This window comes from Bradyrhizobium sp. RT6a (assembly GCF_040547675.1).
In the GTDB taxonomy this organism is placed as follows: domain Bacteria; phylum Pseudomonadota; class Alphaproteobacteria; order Rhizobiales; family Xanthobacteraceae; genus Bradyrhizobium.
Genome location: NZ_JBEPQC010000001.1, coordinates 312,762 through 325,468 on the forward strand (window position 1 = coordinate 312,762; position 12,707 = coordinate 325,468).

At 63.5% G+C, this 12,707-nt stretch carries 14 protein-coding genes; 7 read left to right on the forward strand and 7 right to left on the reverse strand.

Annotation, left to right across the window (positions count from 1 at the left end; translation table 11 throughout):
- Positions 1-198: 198 nt before the first annotated feature.
- From ABIC03_RS01640 to ABIC03_RS01650, 3 genes are read left to right on the forward strand one after another with little or no spacing between them, the layout of a single operon-like run.
- The gene (locus ABIC03_RS01640) at positions 199-1,305 is read left to right on the forward strand and encodes a DUF2336 domain-containing protein (RefSeq protein WP_354054972.1); all 1,107 of its coding nucleotides are present in this window, start codon (positions 199-201) and stop codon (positions 1,303-1,305) included.
- Positions 1,302-1,616: a PilZ domain-containing protein gene (locus ABIC03_RS01645; protein ID WP_354054974.1), complete on the forward strand. Its 315-nt coding sequence runs from the start codon at positions 1,302-1,304 to the stop codon at positions 1,614-1,616. Before ABIC03_RS01640 ends, ABIC03_RS01645 begins: the two co-directional genes overlap by 4 nt.
- A gap of 48 nt (positions 1,617-1,664) precedes the next feature.
- Positions 1,665-2,786: an HD-GYP domain-containing protein gene (locus ABIC03_RS01650; RefSeq protein ID WP_354054976.1), complete on the forward strand. Its 1,122-nt coding sequence runs from the start codon at positions 1,665-1,667 to the stop codon at positions 2,784-2,786.
- A gap of 27 nt (positions 2,787-2,813) precedes the next feature.
- Here ABIC03_RS01650 and ABIC03_RS01655 read toward each other — a convergent pair whose 3' ends face one another.
- Both ABIC03_RS01655 and ABIC03_RS01660 read right to left on the reverse strand, forming a co-directional pair.
- Positions 2,814-3,017, reverse strand: coding sequence for a hypothetical protein (locus ABIC03_RS01655; protein WP_354054978.1), 204 nt, complete (start codon positions 3,015-3,017; stop codon positions 2,814-2,816).
- Positions 3,018-3,149: 132 nt separating this feature from the next.
- Complete coding sequence (locus ABIC03_RS01660) at positions 3,150-3,827, reverse strand: nitroreductase (RefSeq protein WP_354054980.1); 678 nt, start codon at positions 3,825-3,827, stop codon at positions 3,150-3,152.
- A 128-nt stretch (positions 3,828-3,955) separates the two neighbouring features.
- Here ABIC03_RS01660 and ABIC03_RS01665 point away from each other — a divergent pair, with 128 nt between their 5' ends.
- Entirely contained in the window at positions 3,956-4,918 is a 963-nt protein-coding gene (locus ABIC03_RS01665; protein ID WP_354057470.1) for an alpha/beta hydrolase, read from the forward strand.
- 40 nt (positions 4,919-4,958) lie between these two features.
- On the opposite strand, the gene ABIC03_RS01670 is transcribed toward ABIC03_RS01665, so the two are convergent.
- The gene (locus ABIC03_RS01670) at positions 4,959-5,330 is read right to left on the reverse strand and encodes a nuclear transport factor 2 family protein (RefSeq protein ID WP_354054982.1); all 372 of its coding nucleotides are present in this window, start codon (positions 5,328-5,330) and stop codon (positions 4,959-4,961) included.
- A gap of 100 nt (positions 5,331-5,430) precedes the next feature.
- Between ABIC03_RS01670 and ABIC03_RS01675 the strand changes: the two genes are divergently transcribed.
- A complete protein-coding gene (locus tag ABIC03_RS01675; protein ID WP_354054984.1) occupies positions 5,431-5,994 on the forward strand; it encodes a TetR/AcrR family transcriptional regulator in 564 nt (187 codons plus the stop codon).
- Between the two features lie 15 nt (positions 5,995-6,009).
- Here ABIC03_RS01675 and ABIC03_RS01680 read toward each other — a convergent pair whose 3' ends face one another.
- Positions 6,010-6,480, reverse strand: coding sequence for a cupin domain-containing protein (locus ABIC03_RS01680; protein WP_354054986.1), 471 nt, complete (start codon positions 6,478-6,480; stop codon positions 6,010-6,012).
- A gap of 204 nt (positions 6,481-6,684) precedes the next feature.
- On the opposite strand from ABIC03_RS01680, the gene ABIC03_RS01685 reads away from it, so the two are divergent.
- Together ABIC03_RS01685 and ABIC03_RS01690 are read left to right on the forward strand one after the other, a co-directional pair.
- On the forward strand, positions 6,685-6,933 hold the full coding sequence (locus ABIC03_RS01685; protein WP_354054988.1) for a hypothetical protein: 249 nt from the start codon (positions 6,685-6,687) through the stop codon (positions 6,931-6,933).
- A 220-nt stretch (positions 6,934-7,153) separates the two neighbouring features.
- Entirely contained in the window at positions 7,154-8,245 is a 1,092-nt protein-coding gene (locus ABIC03_RS01690) for a type II asparaginase (RefSeq protein ID WP_354054990.1), read from the forward strand.
- 13 nt (positions 8,246-8,258) lie between these two features.
- On the opposite strand, the gene ABIC03_RS01695 is transcribed toward ABIC03_RS01690, so the two are convergent.
- The 3 genes from ABIC03_RS01695 to ABIC03_RS01705 form a co-directional block, all read right to left on the reverse strand.
- Complete coding sequence (locus ABIC03_RS01695) at positions 8,259-9,134, reverse strand: MBL fold metallo-hydrolase (RefSeq protein ID WP_354054992.1); 876 nt, start codon at positions 9,132-9,134, stop codon at positions 8,259-8,261.
- Between the two features lie 73 nt (positions 9,135-9,207).
- The gene (locus ABIC03_RS01700; protein ID WP_018456346.1) at positions 9,208-10,830 is read right to left on the reverse strand and encodes an ABC-F family ATP-binding cassette domain-containing protein; all 1,623 of its coding nucleotides are present in this window, start codon (positions 10,828-10,830) and stop codon (positions 9,208-9,210) included.
- A gap of 122 nt (positions 10,831-10,952) precedes the next feature.
- Positions 10,953-12,560, reverse strand: a complete 1,608-nt coding sequence (locus ABIC03_RS01705) for a multicopper oxidase family protein (RefSeq protein WP_354054994.1) — start codon at positions 12,558-12,560, stop codon at positions 10,953-10,955.
- Positions 12,561-12,707: the final 147 nt, after the last annotated feature.

Here is a 12,707-nt window from a genome sequence, read left to right on the forward strand (position 1 = left end):
TATGCTGACCAGTTGGCGAGCGTCGAAGTCCAAGGACAAGGCGACGCATCAAATCTCGCCAATTTTCGATAGCGTTTCCCGTGTGGCCTGCGGTGCACATATACCTAGACGAGCAAAATCCAAATTTCAAATTAACGTTTGTCGAGCGGAATAGGCGCAGTTCGATAGTCCAAATCAATTTTGAGTCAGGCCCCTGCCATGATGGCAAATTCGCCTGCTGATATTCTTGCTGAATTGGAAGAGACGGTCGCAACGTGCCCGGCGGAGCGTTGCGCACGCATTCTCTCCGGCATGGTGCAGTTGCTCATTGGCAGCCGCGACCAGTGCCGGGAATTGCTCAGCAACGTGGTGGACGGTGTTCTGCTGCGATTGACGGAACGGGTCGAGGCCAGCGCACTGGTCCAGCTCAGCACGGCGCTCGCTGAGCTTGACATCGCGCCTCCCGAAACATTGTGGCGTCTCGCCTCGCACGATAATCCGGACGTGGCATGTCCTGTGTTGCTCAAGTCGCGTGCACTTTCCGCAGCCGATCTCGAGGCTGTCATTGACTCCCGTGGCGAGTGGCATCGACGCGCGATCGCCGACCGCAGCGACATCGCGCCGGCCGTGACCGAGGCGTTGATCAAGCACGGCGGCCCGATCTGCCTTGCCCTGATCAAGAACCCGGGAGCGAAATTCTCCGACGCAGCCTATGCAGCGCTGATTGCCAAGGCCGACCAGGACGGCGAGATCACGAAGGCGCTGGTACTCCGGCCCGGCACGCCCGACCTGGTCGTGCGCAAGCTGCTCTCCGTCCCACCAATCCGGAAGGCACCGGCGACGCCCAACCCATCCGCCGCGGCGCCGGTGCCGGAAGCGGAGCCGGCTGCGCCAAAGCGGCCTTGCCGGGCCGACTACGCAAGCGCGAGGCCGGAGATCGTCGTCCTCAACCGAATCGGCAAGCTCAATGATTCCACGGTGAACCGTTTTGCGATCCGCGGCGAGACGGCCAACCTGTTCACGGCGCTGTCGGTGCTTTCAGGGGCGCCGCTTGAAATCATCGAGCATGTCGTGAGCGACGACGATTGCGAGGGGCTGGTCATGGCGTGCCGGGCTTCGCGGCTGAACTGGCAGACCACCCTTACCATCCTGAGCAACCGCAGCGGCAAAAGGCTCTCCTATGCCGAGCGCGAGCGCGCGCAACGGATCTTCGAGACTCTGCTTCTGTCCACCAGCCAATGGACAGTGCGATGGGGGGAAATAGCGGCAAGCGCCAACACGAGCGATCCGGCAAATCGCGGCGCGAAGATGGGGGTTGGCCGATGAAGTTCGACGGTCGCAAGGCGCAGCGCGTGAAAATGGATCACAAGCAGCCGGTCAATCTGATGGGCTCGGACGGCACGTGGCGGCGCAGTTGCGTTCTGCTCGACATATCGCAAAGCGGTGCGAAGATCGAAGTCGAGGGCACGCTCGACGTTCTGCGGGCCAAGGAATTCTTCCTGCTGCTGTCGTCGACGGGGCTCGCCTACCGGCGCTGCGAATTGGTCTGGATCGACGGCACCACGGCCGGCGTGCACTTCGTCACCGTAGACGGAAAGAGGAAACCGGCAGCCGCCGCCGCCGCTCAGAGCAAATAGGCCCAAGGATTCATCGGTCACATCCACTCAGCATAATTCAGGTCAACCGTGCAGAACGCGCAAATTATATCCCGCCCCGTCAAAGGCGACGGCGGCATCCGAGAGAAGCAAGCGGCACGCCCGTTCGTGCATGTGCTGGCTGATTCCTCAGACAAACTATCGAGCGTCTGTTCGATTCTCGAGCTGCAGTTTGCCGTCTCAGGCGAACGGCTCGACGCGGAAGCCAAGCTGTCCCAGGTGCCGTTCGCGATCGTCATCCGCGCGGAATTGCGTGACGTCCGCACCATTGCGGCCATCAAGAAGCGAGCCGTAAAGCTCGCGAAGGCAACGAAGCGCATCTTCCTGGTCGAGCACTCCTCTCACATGAGTATTTCGCAGGCCTACGCGCTCGGGGCCACGCTCGTCCTTCCCGGAACGATCGACAAGATCAAGCTGCTGGCAGCGCTGGCGGAGCCCGCCGAAGTGGCGTCTGCTTTCTCAGGTCACGCGGCGCAGCCTGACAATGCAGTCGAGACCGCGGCGACCGCGATCGCATCGATGTTCACCTCGGTGACAACGGGCCAGCCGATCGACGTTAACGGCGCCATAGAAGCCGGCCGCCAAATCGCCGATCGCATCAGCCAGCATGGCCTGTCGGAATGGCTCACGACGGTGCGGCGCCATCACGAGGGGACCTATCAGCATTGTCTCCTCGTCACCGGCGTCACCATCGACTTCGGCCTGAGCCTCGGCGTCGGCAGGCCCGATCTGGAGCGCCTGTATACGGCGGCCATGTTCCACGACATCGGCAAGGCCCGGATCCCTCTTGCCATCCTCGACAAGCCCGGCCGTCTCGATCCGGAGGAACGTGCCATGATCGAGACTCACCCGGCAGCGGGCTACGATTTTCTGAAAGACCACGACGATATCTCGCCGGAGATCCTCGATGCCGTGCGGCATCATCACGAATATCTCGACGGCAGCGGCTATCCGGATGCGCTCGGGGCCGAGAGCATTGGCGACATCGTGCGGATTCTCACGATCTCGGACATCTTCGCGGCCCTGATCGAGTATCGGCACTACAAGCCGACGCTGCCACGCGGCGAGGCCTATGACATCCTATGCGGGATGAGCGGAAAGTTGGAGAAGGCACTGCTGATCGCGTTCAGGCAGGTCGCGCTCACGCGATAAGCGCGTCACACCCGCCTCGACTCCAGTCTAGTGCGCGGCGCGATGTATGGTGCGGCGCGGAACGGACCGGCAGGCGAGCCCGTTGGCCAGCAGCTTCATGTCCTCATGCCGGCCGCTGCGGATCAGCCGGCCGAACTCTTCGGGGGTGAAAGGAAGACTTGGATCATCATCGATCGGACGCCGCACTCGCGGGCCGAAGAACCGTCGAACCAGGCTAGCGAGCCGCCGCATGTCAATTCCCTCGCGCCAGCATCAAACCTTTCAGTCCGCACATTGTTCCTCCCGCACGATCGAGATTGCAAGAGGCCGCCAAGCGGTCCGCACCAAAAATTTCAGGCGAGAGAATAATCTCCTCTGCCTGCACTACTCCGCGAATCCGACGTAGCGCACGAAATCGTCGTTGCCCTCGCGATCGGAACGCACGGCGTTCGCGGCAAAGTTGTCGTCGGGATAGCCCATCGCGACGCAGGTCATGATCACCTCGTCCTCCGGAATGTTCGCGACCTCGCGCACCATGTCGGAACGCATGATGCCCTGCCCGTTGATCACCGAACCGAGACCACGGTCCCAGGCCGCGAGCACGATGCCGTAGCAGAGCGCGCCCAGATCGAAATGGCAGACCGCGCCGGGATCGAGCACGCGGTCATAGGTCAAGACCAGCGAGACCGGCGCGTCGAACTGGCGGAAGCCGCGCAGCACCCAGTCCTGCCGCATCGGCTTGTCGTCGCGCGCGATTCCCATCGCGCCGAACAGTTTCTTGGCGACGTCGACTTGCCGCGTGCGGTGCACGCCCTGGTATTCGCCATGACTGACGATGTCGCGCTTGACCTTGGCGCCGCCGACCATTTCCTCCATGTTGCGTCGGCGCAGCTGTTCCAGCGGTCCGCCTGTGAGCACGTGGACATGCCAGGGCTGGGTGTTCATCGACGACGGCGCACGTTTGGCGCTGTCGATGATCGCCTCGATCACCGCGCGCGGCACCGGCTCGTTCTTGAAGCCACGCACGCTGCGGCGCGACTGGACCAGCGTTTCGAATTCCACCTCAAGACCTCCCTGCCCGTTCATTCCCGGCATTGCCACATGCGAGCGGTTGCCGATGCGGCGCGCAAAATCTATGCTAACCCTCAACCAAGACCAAGAACCCTGTGAGGATCCCCATGAAAGCCAACATGGCCGCACCGCTCGATCCCGTCATCGCCCAGATCATTCCGCTGCTGCCGATGCGCGATCACACGACGATGACGCCACAGAGCGCCCGCGATTCCTTGCGCGCACTGGCTGCCTCGCGCGCGGCCATACCGCCGCCGCCGGTCGACATCGTCGCGGATATCAAGGTGAAAGGCGGCGCCGGCCCGCTCGACGCACGGGTCTACCGGGTCGGCACCACGCCGGCGCCGACCGTGGTGTTCTTCCATGGCGGCGGCTGGGTCGCGGGCGACCTCGAGACCCACGACCGGCAGGCACGCAACCTTGCGATCGAGACCGGCGCGGTCGTCGTCTCCGTCGACTATCGGCGCCCGCCCGAAACGCGCTTTCCCGGTGCGTTCGAGGACGCCTTTGCCGCGGTCAGCGACGTGTTTGGCCGCGTTGCGGAATTTGGCGGCGATGCAAAACGCCTCGGCGTTGCCGGCGACAGCGCCGGCGGCAATCTCGCAGCCACCACCGCGATCGCCTGCCGCGATGCCGGCATCAAGCTCGCGGCGCAACTCCTGGTCTACCCCGTGACCGACGTCCTCGGGAGTTATGCGGACGCGCGCGAGAACGCACCCTTTCCCTCGCGCGCCGAGAATGCCGAAGGCTACTTTCTCTCACGCGCGGTGATGGAGTGGTTCTGCGGCCATTATCTCGCCGATCCCTCGCACGCCACCGACTGGCGCGTTTCACCGCTGCGCGCGAAGTCGCTTGCCGGCGTCGCGCCCGCGATCGTCACCACCGCCTGGTTCGATCCCCTGCGCGACGAAGGTGCCGCCTATGCACGCGCGCTGGAAGCCGCCGGTGTGCCGGTGAACCATCATGAGGGCCCCGGCCTGATCCACGGCTATTTCGGCCTCGGCGACGCCTCCGAGGTGGCGCGGGCCGAAGCGCGGCGTGCACGGGCGGACTTCAAGGCGCTTCTCGCGCGGGGCGTATGATGTCGGGAGCGGCAGGATCGACCGCCGCGCCGGCCAGCGGTCAGACCTTGGCAGCGGGCACCTCGAAGAAACCCGTCGCCTGAACGAGCCGGCCGTCGTCGCCGAAGCGGCCGAAGCTCTCGCCCGTGACGAACACGTCACCGGTGCCGTCATACATTGTCCAGCGAAAAAGCCCCTGATCATGGTGCTCGAGGAAGCTGTCATTCCTGAAATGCGCGCCAGGAAACTTGAGCTGGGTTTGACCAATGCGCGCCATCAAGGCGTCACGTCCCTCAATCTGTGAGCCCGGATCGGTATACACGCAGTCCGCGGCAACGCTTTGCTCGAGCAGCCGACGCCGCTCGTCCTCATCGATGGGTCCCCACGCCGCCTGATAGGTGTTCCAAGTCTTCAATCGCGCTTCATCGTTCATCTCGCAGAACCTCTCATGGCCTCATGCACTTTGTGCAAATTGACAATTATCGTTATTTTGTCAATATGGCCGACGTTCAGTTCCGACCCTCGTGAGGCTCATGGCTCGTTCCGGCATTTCGAAAGAAGAGCTCGCCGTCGGGGCTGCGACGGAAGTCTTCTCCCGCTACGGCCATGCCCGCACGACGATGGGCGACATCGCCGCCAAGGCGGGAATGTCGCGGCCGGCGCTCTATTTGCTCTTCCCCGACAAGGATGCCGTGTTCGCGGCGGTGATCCAGCGAATGGACGAGCAGAAGCATCGGGAGATCAGGGCCGCCATCGCGCGCCTCGACGGCCTTCACGCCAAGCTGCTCCATGCCTGTAAATCCTGGGGATCGCATGGCTTCGACCTGATCGAGGCGCATCCCGATTCGGCAGATCTGTTCGACCTCCGTTTCCCCGCGGTTCGGAAGGTCTACGACAACTTCCAGTGTTTAGTCGCCGACCTCATCCGCGATCAGGTGAAGGCCGCTGGGATAGCGAACGAGCCGGAAGTGCTGGCGCGATGCCTGGTGTTCGGCATGCGGGGGCTGCGCGAAACCGCCCGAAGCGGCAAGGAGATGCGGCGGCTGATCGCCGTTCAGGTCACCGTGCTCGTCAGAAGCATCGATGACGGCCGTTGACCTGCTAAGAGCCGCCTATCGGGCGCTCCGCGCCCGTTGCGCGTCGGTGTGCCCCCACGTCTGGTCCCAATCCTGACCGGCGGCATCGACGACGCGGCCGTCGGCTTCGAAGAACTTGTTCGGCACCTGGAAGATCGCCAGGATCAGGGCGCCCTCCGGGCACCAGGCAGCATGCCGGCTGCCCGCCTCGCGCCAGATGAATTCGCCGGCCTTGCAGGCGATGCCGCTGGCCGGTCCCTCGTTGTCGACGAGAGCGCCCTCGATGACATAACTCTGCTCGACGCCGACATGCTCGTGATCGGGCAGCACCGATCCCGGCGCAAAGCGCATCAAGGCCGTCATCAGACCGCTGCTGCGATCGAACAGCAGCGTCTTGGCCTCGCAGCCGGGAAAGCGCGTCTTTTGCCATTCCATCTCTTGCGGCCGAACCAGGTGAGAATGCCGGTCAGAAGCGGCATTCGGCATGTTCGCAATCAGGGTCTCCATCACGATGCTCCCTCGGGCTAAACTCGCCCGAAGCTAGCAGGATCGCCCGTCCCGGTCAGCGAGCAGTGCAGCAGGCGGTGGGCCCTGTCGCACCCGCGCTCGGAAAATCGCTGGGAAGACCGGACGGCAGGCACTCATCCAGCTTGATTGCGCCACGATTCCCGGCTCCAATCCGCGCGCCATTTCTGGTTTAGGGAGACAATCATGATGAAGCGGATTTTCCTGGCTGCGATCGTTGCCACGTTTGCAGCGGGTTCAGCCTTCGCGGACGACACCTGCGAAAGCAAGGCTGTCGGCAAGGACGGCAAGGCCTTGGCTGGTGCCGCCAAGACCTCGTTCATGAAGAAGTGCAGGGCCGACGCCTGTGCGCCCAAGGCCGTCAGCGCCGAGGGCAAGCCGCTCGCCGGCGCCGCCAAGAACAGCTTCATGAAGAAGTGCGAGATGGGCGCGTAAGGCGTCGCGAATTCGCTGCATCTTTAGCGGGCAATCGCCAAACGAACACTGTCATGGCCGGGCCTGTCCCGGCCATTCGCGTGTGTGCTTTCATATGCCGGCGTCCAGACCAAATCATCCGAAAGCCGCCACCCTAGACAGGAGCTCTCGACTGACCGATCATACGGTGCTGAGCGAACCGGGGCGCATCGACAGGGCTTTCTAGGAAAGGGACGTCAAGATGTGGCAACCTCGAGTGCGTCATCACTTCATCGCGGCAATGAGCTTGCTCTTCGCGCTGCTCATCGGACTTGAAGCCGCGAACGCGCGGGGCCCGGGGCTGCCCAACGTCATGGTGCTCGCAACCGGCGGCACGATCGCCGGCAGCGGGGCGAGCAGCACCACGGTGGTCGGTTACACCGCCGCCACGGTGGGCATTGAGACGCTCCTGAATGCCGTCCCCGAACTGAAAACGGTGGCCAACGTCAAGGGCGAGCAGGTTTTCCAGATCGCCAGCGAGAACATGAACAATGACTACTGGCTCAAGCTTGCCAAGCGCGTCAACGCGCTGCTCGCGCAGGACGACGTCGATGGCATTGTGATCACGCACGGGACGGATACGATCGAGGAAACCAGCTATTTTCTCGACCTCGTCGTCAAGAGCAAGAAACCTGTCGTCGTCGTCGGCGCGATGCGGCCGTCGACGGCGATCAGCGCGGATGGGCCGATCAACCTCTTCAACGCGGTGATCCTCGCAGGCAGTGACGAGGCCGTCGGCAAGGGCGTGCTCGTTGCTCTCAACGATCAGATCAACGCGGCTCGCGATGTCACCAAGAACAACACCTCGACGGCAGACACCTTCCGCACGCCTGAACTCGGCTTTCTCGGCTACATGCAGGGCAACAAGCCATACTTCTATCGTCAATCGACTCGGCGGCACACGGCGGACTCCGAATTTGACGTCTCCAGCCTCGATGTCCTGCCGCAAGTCGACATCGTCTACGGCTACGCCAACATGAACCGGGTCGCGATCGACGCCTTTGTCGCCGCCGGAGCCAAGGGGATCGTGCATGCAGGCGTGGGAGACGGCAGCCTGGCTCGGCCCGCGGTCGAGCCGGCGCTCGACGAGGCCCGAAAGAAGGGGGTCGTGATCGTGCGCAGCAGCCGGGTCGGCAACGGCATCGTCGCACGCAACGGCGAGGCCAAGGACGACGAACACGACTTCGTCGTCTCGGATACGCTCAATCCTCAAAAGGCGCGCATTCTCCTGATGCTGGCGCTGACCAAGACGACCGACACGAAAGAAATCCAGCGGATGTTCTTCAGTTACTAGACCGTCCGGTCGCCTACTCCCGCTTGAAACGGTAGTCGAAGGCGGCACCGAGCGGCTTGATCAGCCCGACCGTCGGCGCCGGAAAATGGATCGGCAGGATCAGCGTGTCGGTGTCGGCGACGGAAGCAAAAAACTTTCGCCGCGACACCGCCGACTGCTTCGGATCCCAATCCGGCTTGGCCGACCAGTCCGGCTCGCGGCACTGGATCTGGTGGTGCATGAGGTCGCCGGCGACCACCGCGCGGCGCCCCTTCGAGAAAATGTTGACGCAGCAATGGCAGGGCGAATGCCCCGGCGTCGGCATCAGCGTGACGGTGTCGTCGAGCGCGTAGTCATCATCGACCAGCAGCGCTTGGCCTGCCTCGACGATCGGCAGGCAATTGTCGCGAAACACGGTGCCGGGCGGGTTGCTGCCCTTGGCATGCTCGGCCTCCCAGGCCGCATATTCTCCCTTGTGGAAGACGTATTTCGCATTCGGAAACGTCGGCACCCAACGGCCGTCGCGCAAGGTCGTATTCCAGCCGGTATGGTCGATATGAAGATGCGTGCAGAAGACGTAGTCGATCTGCTCGAAGGAGATGCCGAGCGCGAACAGCTCGTCGCGCCAGCGCGCCTTGCCCGGAAAATCGAACGGCGGCGGATGGCCCTTGTCCTCGCCGGTGCAGGTGTCGACCAGAATGGTGTAGCGCGGCGTGCGCACGACGAAGGTCTGATAGGTGATCATCATCATGCCGCGCCCAGCGTCGAACACCTCCGGCTCCATGGTCGGCAGATGGCGCTTGAACACGCCCTCGTCATAGGCCGGGAAAAAATCCTGCGGCCGCCGCCACGGCCCTTCCCGCTCGATCACCGCGTCGATGGTGATGTCGCCGATGCGCAGCTGCTTCATGGCTGTTTCGCTCCCGCTTTTTAGGAGGAGCGTAGCGGGCGGCAGCAACGCGTCAAGGCGGCGTAGCGGAATGCTAGCTCCGCAATCCCGGCGCTTCCTGCCCTGTGCGCGCGACATATTCGGTGTAGCCGCCGCCGAACTGGTGGATGCCCTCGGGCGTCAGCTCCAGCACGCGGTTCGACAGGACGCTGAGAAAATGCCGGTCATGCGAGACGAACAGCATGGTGCCCTCGAAATCCGACAGCGCCGCGATCAGCATCTCCTTGGTGGCGAGGTCGAGATGGTTGGTCGGCTCGTCCAGCACCAGAAAGTTCGGCGGATCGAACAGCATCTTCGCCATCACCAGGCGCGCCTTCTCGCCGCCCGACAATACGCGGCAGCGCTTCTCGACGTCGTCGCCGGAGAAGCCGAAGCAGCCGGCGAGCGCGCGCAAGGACCCCTGCCCCGCGGTCGGAAACGCGTATTCGAGTGACTCGAACACCGTCTGCTCGCCGTCGAGCAAATCCATCGCATGCTGGGCGAAATAGCCCATCTTGACGCTGCCGCCGACCGCCACCGTGCCCTCGTCCGGCTCGCTCGCTCCCGCGACGAGCTTGAGCAGTGTCGATTTGCCGGCGCCGTTGACGCCCATCACGCACCAGCGCTCCCTGCGGCGGATCATGAAATCGAGCCCGTCATAGATCCGCTTGCTGCCGTAGCCCTTGAACACCTTTTTGAGCGCAACAACGTCCTCGCCGGAGCGCGGCGCCGGCGGGAAGTCGAATGCCACCGTCTGGCGGCGGCGCGGCGGCTCGACCCGCTCGATCTTGTCGAGCTTCTTCACCCGGCTCTGCACCTGCGCTGCATGAGAGGCGCGCGCCTTGAACCGCTCGATGAACTTGATCTCCTTGGCGAGCATCGCCTGCTGGCGCTCGAACTGCGCCTGCTGCTGCTTCTCGCTCAGCGCCCGCTGCTGCTCGTAGAACTCGTAATTGCCGGCGTAGGTGGTGAGCGATCCTGAATCGATCTCGACCACTTTCGAGATCACGCGGTTGATGAACTCGCGATCGTGCGAGGTCATCAGCAGCGTGCCTTCGTAATCGTGCAAGAACTTCTCCAGCCAGATCAGGCTTTCGAGATCGAGATGGTTGCTGGGCTCGTCGAGCAGCATGACGTCCGGGCGCATCAGGAGAATCCGCGCCAGCGCCACGCGCATCTTCCAGCCGCCGGAGAGCTTGCCGACGTCGCCGTCCATCATCTCCTGGCTGAAGCCGAGGCCGGACAGCGCCTCGCGCGCGCGGCCGTCGAGCGCGTAGCCGTCGAGCTCTTCGAAGGCGTGCTGCACCTCGCCATAACGCGCGATGATCTCATCCATCTGGTCGGCCTTGTCGGGATCGGCCATCGCCGTCTCGAGCTCGCGCAGCTCAGCCGCGACCGCACTCACCGGCCCCGCCCCGTCCATGACCTCGGCCACGGCGCTGCGGCCGGCCATCTCGCCGACGTCCTGGTTGAAATAGCCGATGGTGATGCCGCGATCGGTCGAGACCTGCCCCTCATCGGGCAGTTCCTCGCCGGCGATCATCCGGAATAGCGTGGTCTTGCCGGCGCCGTTCGGGCCGACGAGCCCGATCTTCTCGCCCTTGTTGAGGGCGGCCGAGGCTTCGATGAACAGGATCTGGTGGCCGGCTTGCTTGCTGACGTTGTCGAGGCGGATCATGAGGTCTTTTTGGGGGATTGTTGCGTTGCAGCGTCAATAGGCCATGCGGGCCGTCAGGGGAAGCCCGGCCGGACCCGGATCAACCCTGTCCGCCGCCAAACTCCCGCAATTCGACCCGCAGCTTACGGCTTATAGACCTCCACGGTCTGCATCATGCCCATCTCCTCATGGTTCATCATGTGGCAGTGGAGCATGTAGACACCGGTGAAATCGATGAAGCGCGAGCGGAACACGACCACGCCGCCCTTGCGCTCCACGATCACGGAATCCCGCCATTCCGGCACCGCCAGCGCCTTGCCATTGGCCGAGATCACCTGGAACGGGTTGGTATGGATGTGGAACACGTGGTCGTCATGCTCATGCGTGTTGACGACGGTCCACTCCTCGACCGCGCCCAACTTGACCCGTTGATCGATACGGCTGGGGTCGAACTTCTTGCCGTCGACGAAGAACTGGAATTCCTGCCAATGGCCGGCCGCATCGGCCTCTGGCGCGGTGGCCGACAGCACCACCTTGCGGCGGTTGGTGATCTCGGAATCCTTGATGGTCGCGAGCGGCGCCGGCGGCAGGGTGCGCGGCAGCTTCATGTCCATCGGCGCGCCTGAGACCACGACCCGGGCCAGCGGTCCCACCGGCGACGGATGCCCCTGGTCGTAGGGCGCGGCATTGAAGGCGTAGGTGCCGGGGGCGCCTGCCTTCACCAGAATGTCGGCGCGCTGCCCAGGCGCGATCAGGACCTGCTTGAGCGGCTGCATGGCGCCGAGCTGGATGCCGTCATAGGCGATCGCATGCAGATCGTGCTTTTCCAGGTCGAGCAGCATGTCGTCCTGATATGCGGCATTGAGGATGCGCCAGCGCTGCACCTCGCCTGGCCGCATCTCGATCATTGGCCGGCGCTGGCCGTTGATGGCGAGAAAGCGCGTCGCGGTCTCGGGAAACAGCGTCTCGAAATTCTCGACCATGCCGTTGGCGTCATAGACCACCTGGGTGAGCACCATGAGCCGTTCGCGAGCCGTGGCGATCTCGGGAATTTCGGCGAAATCGCCCTCGATGATGACGGCGCCGACCATGCCGGAGGACATCTGGATGTCGGCGCTGCCGTGGTGATGCGGGTGATACCAGTAGGTGCCCCTGGTGTGATCGGCCGGCAGGGTGATTTCGATGTTGTAGCTGCGGCCCGGCGCCATCGACCGCATGACGTTGTCGGAAATCCCGCTCGGGCTGGTATGCGCGCCGTGGAAATGGAAATTGGTGTTGTTGAACTGGTGCGGATGGCTGATGTCGGCCGGCAATCCATCGCGGTTCGGCGGCAAATCGTTGATCATCTTGATGCGCAGGGTTTCGCCGGGCTTCATGCGCAGGGTCGGTCCGGGGCTGCCGCCTTCATAGGATCTGACATAGAGCCTGACGCCGCCGATCTGGCGATAGGCATAGCCGACGCGCAACGTCGTGCTCAGCACGCCATTGACGGACCGCCGTACCTCGGGCTCGACCAGCGCTTGGTCCATGGCAGGAACGGGCGTTTCAGCGACCATCCCCATGCTCGGCGACATGTCCGCGGTGTGGGACGTGCCCGCATGGTCGTGCATGGCGTGCTGGGCATTTGCGGCACCTGCGAACAGCGACAACGCGCCGGCTTTGAGACCGCAATCCAGCAATTGGCGGCGCGACAATGTCGTCGTACCCATCGCCCTGGTGACTGAAGACGCACCGTTCGAATCGTGCTGCATTTGAATTGCGCCCCCTGTTGCCGGACCGTCTTCCGTTCGATTCGATTCTAAAGCAAGCACGAAACCACAATTCGATCTGCGAGCGCACGACATTCAGCGGTTGTAAACCTTCTCACCCGTTCTATCGTCGCATGATGCATCGTGACG

What these genes read in the sequence shown, in the direction of transcription:
- ABIC03_RS01680 (WP_354054986.1), bottom strand. Translation starts at nt 6,480, where the DNA reads ATGGAGACCCTGATTGCGAACATGCCGAATGCCGCTTCTGACCGGCAT.
- ABIC03_RS01670 (WP_354054982.1), bottom strand. Translation starts at nt 5,330, where the DNA reads ATGAACGATGAAGCGCGATTGAAGACTTGGAACACCTATCAGGCGGCG.
- ABIC03_RS01645 (WP_354054974.1), top strand. Translation starts at nt 1,302, where the DNA reads ATGAAGTTCGACGGTCGCAAGGCGCAGCGCGTGAAAATGGATCACAAG.
- ABIC03_RS01705 (WP_354054994.1), bottom strand. Translation starts at nt 12,560, where the DNA reads ATGCAGCACGATTCGAACGGTGCGTCTTCAGTCACCAGGGCGATGGGT.
- ABIC03_RS01640 (WP_354054972.1), top strand. Translation starts at nt 199, where the DNA reads ATGATGGCAAATTCGCCTGCTGATATTCTTGCTGAATTGGAAGAGACG.
- ABIC03_RS01690 (WP_354054990.1), top strand. Translation starts at nt 7,154, where the DNA reads ATGTGGCAACCTCGAGTGCGTCATCACTTCATCGCGGCAATGAGCTTG.
- ABIC03_RS01665 (WP_354057470.1), top strand. Translation starts at nt 3,956, where the DNA reads ATGGCCGCACCGCTCGATCCCGTCATCGCCCAGATCATTCCGCTGCTG.
- ABIC03_RS01695 (WP_354054992.1), bottom strand. Translation starts at nt 9,134, where the DNA reads ATGAAGCAGCTGCGCATCGGCGACATCACCATCGACGCGGTGATCGAG.
- ABIC03_RS01700 (WP_018456346.1), bottom strand. Translation starts at nt 10,830, where the DNA reads ATGATCCGCCTCGACAACGTCAGCAAGCAAGCCGGCCACCAGATCCTG.
- ABIC03_RS01675 (WP_354054984.1), top strand. Translation starts at nt 5,431, where the DNA reads ATGGCTCGTTCCGGCATTTCGAAAGAAGAGCTCGCCGTCGGGGCTGCG.
- ABIC03_RS01685 (WP_354054988.1), top strand. Translation starts at nt 6,685, where the DNA reads ATGATGAAGCGGATTTTCCTGGCTGCGATCGTTGCCACGTTTGCAGCG.
- ABIC03_RS01655 (WP_354054978.1), bottom strand. Translation starts at nt 3,017, where the DNA reads ATGCGGCGGCTCGCTAGCCTGGTTCGACGGTTCTTCGGCCCGCGAGTG.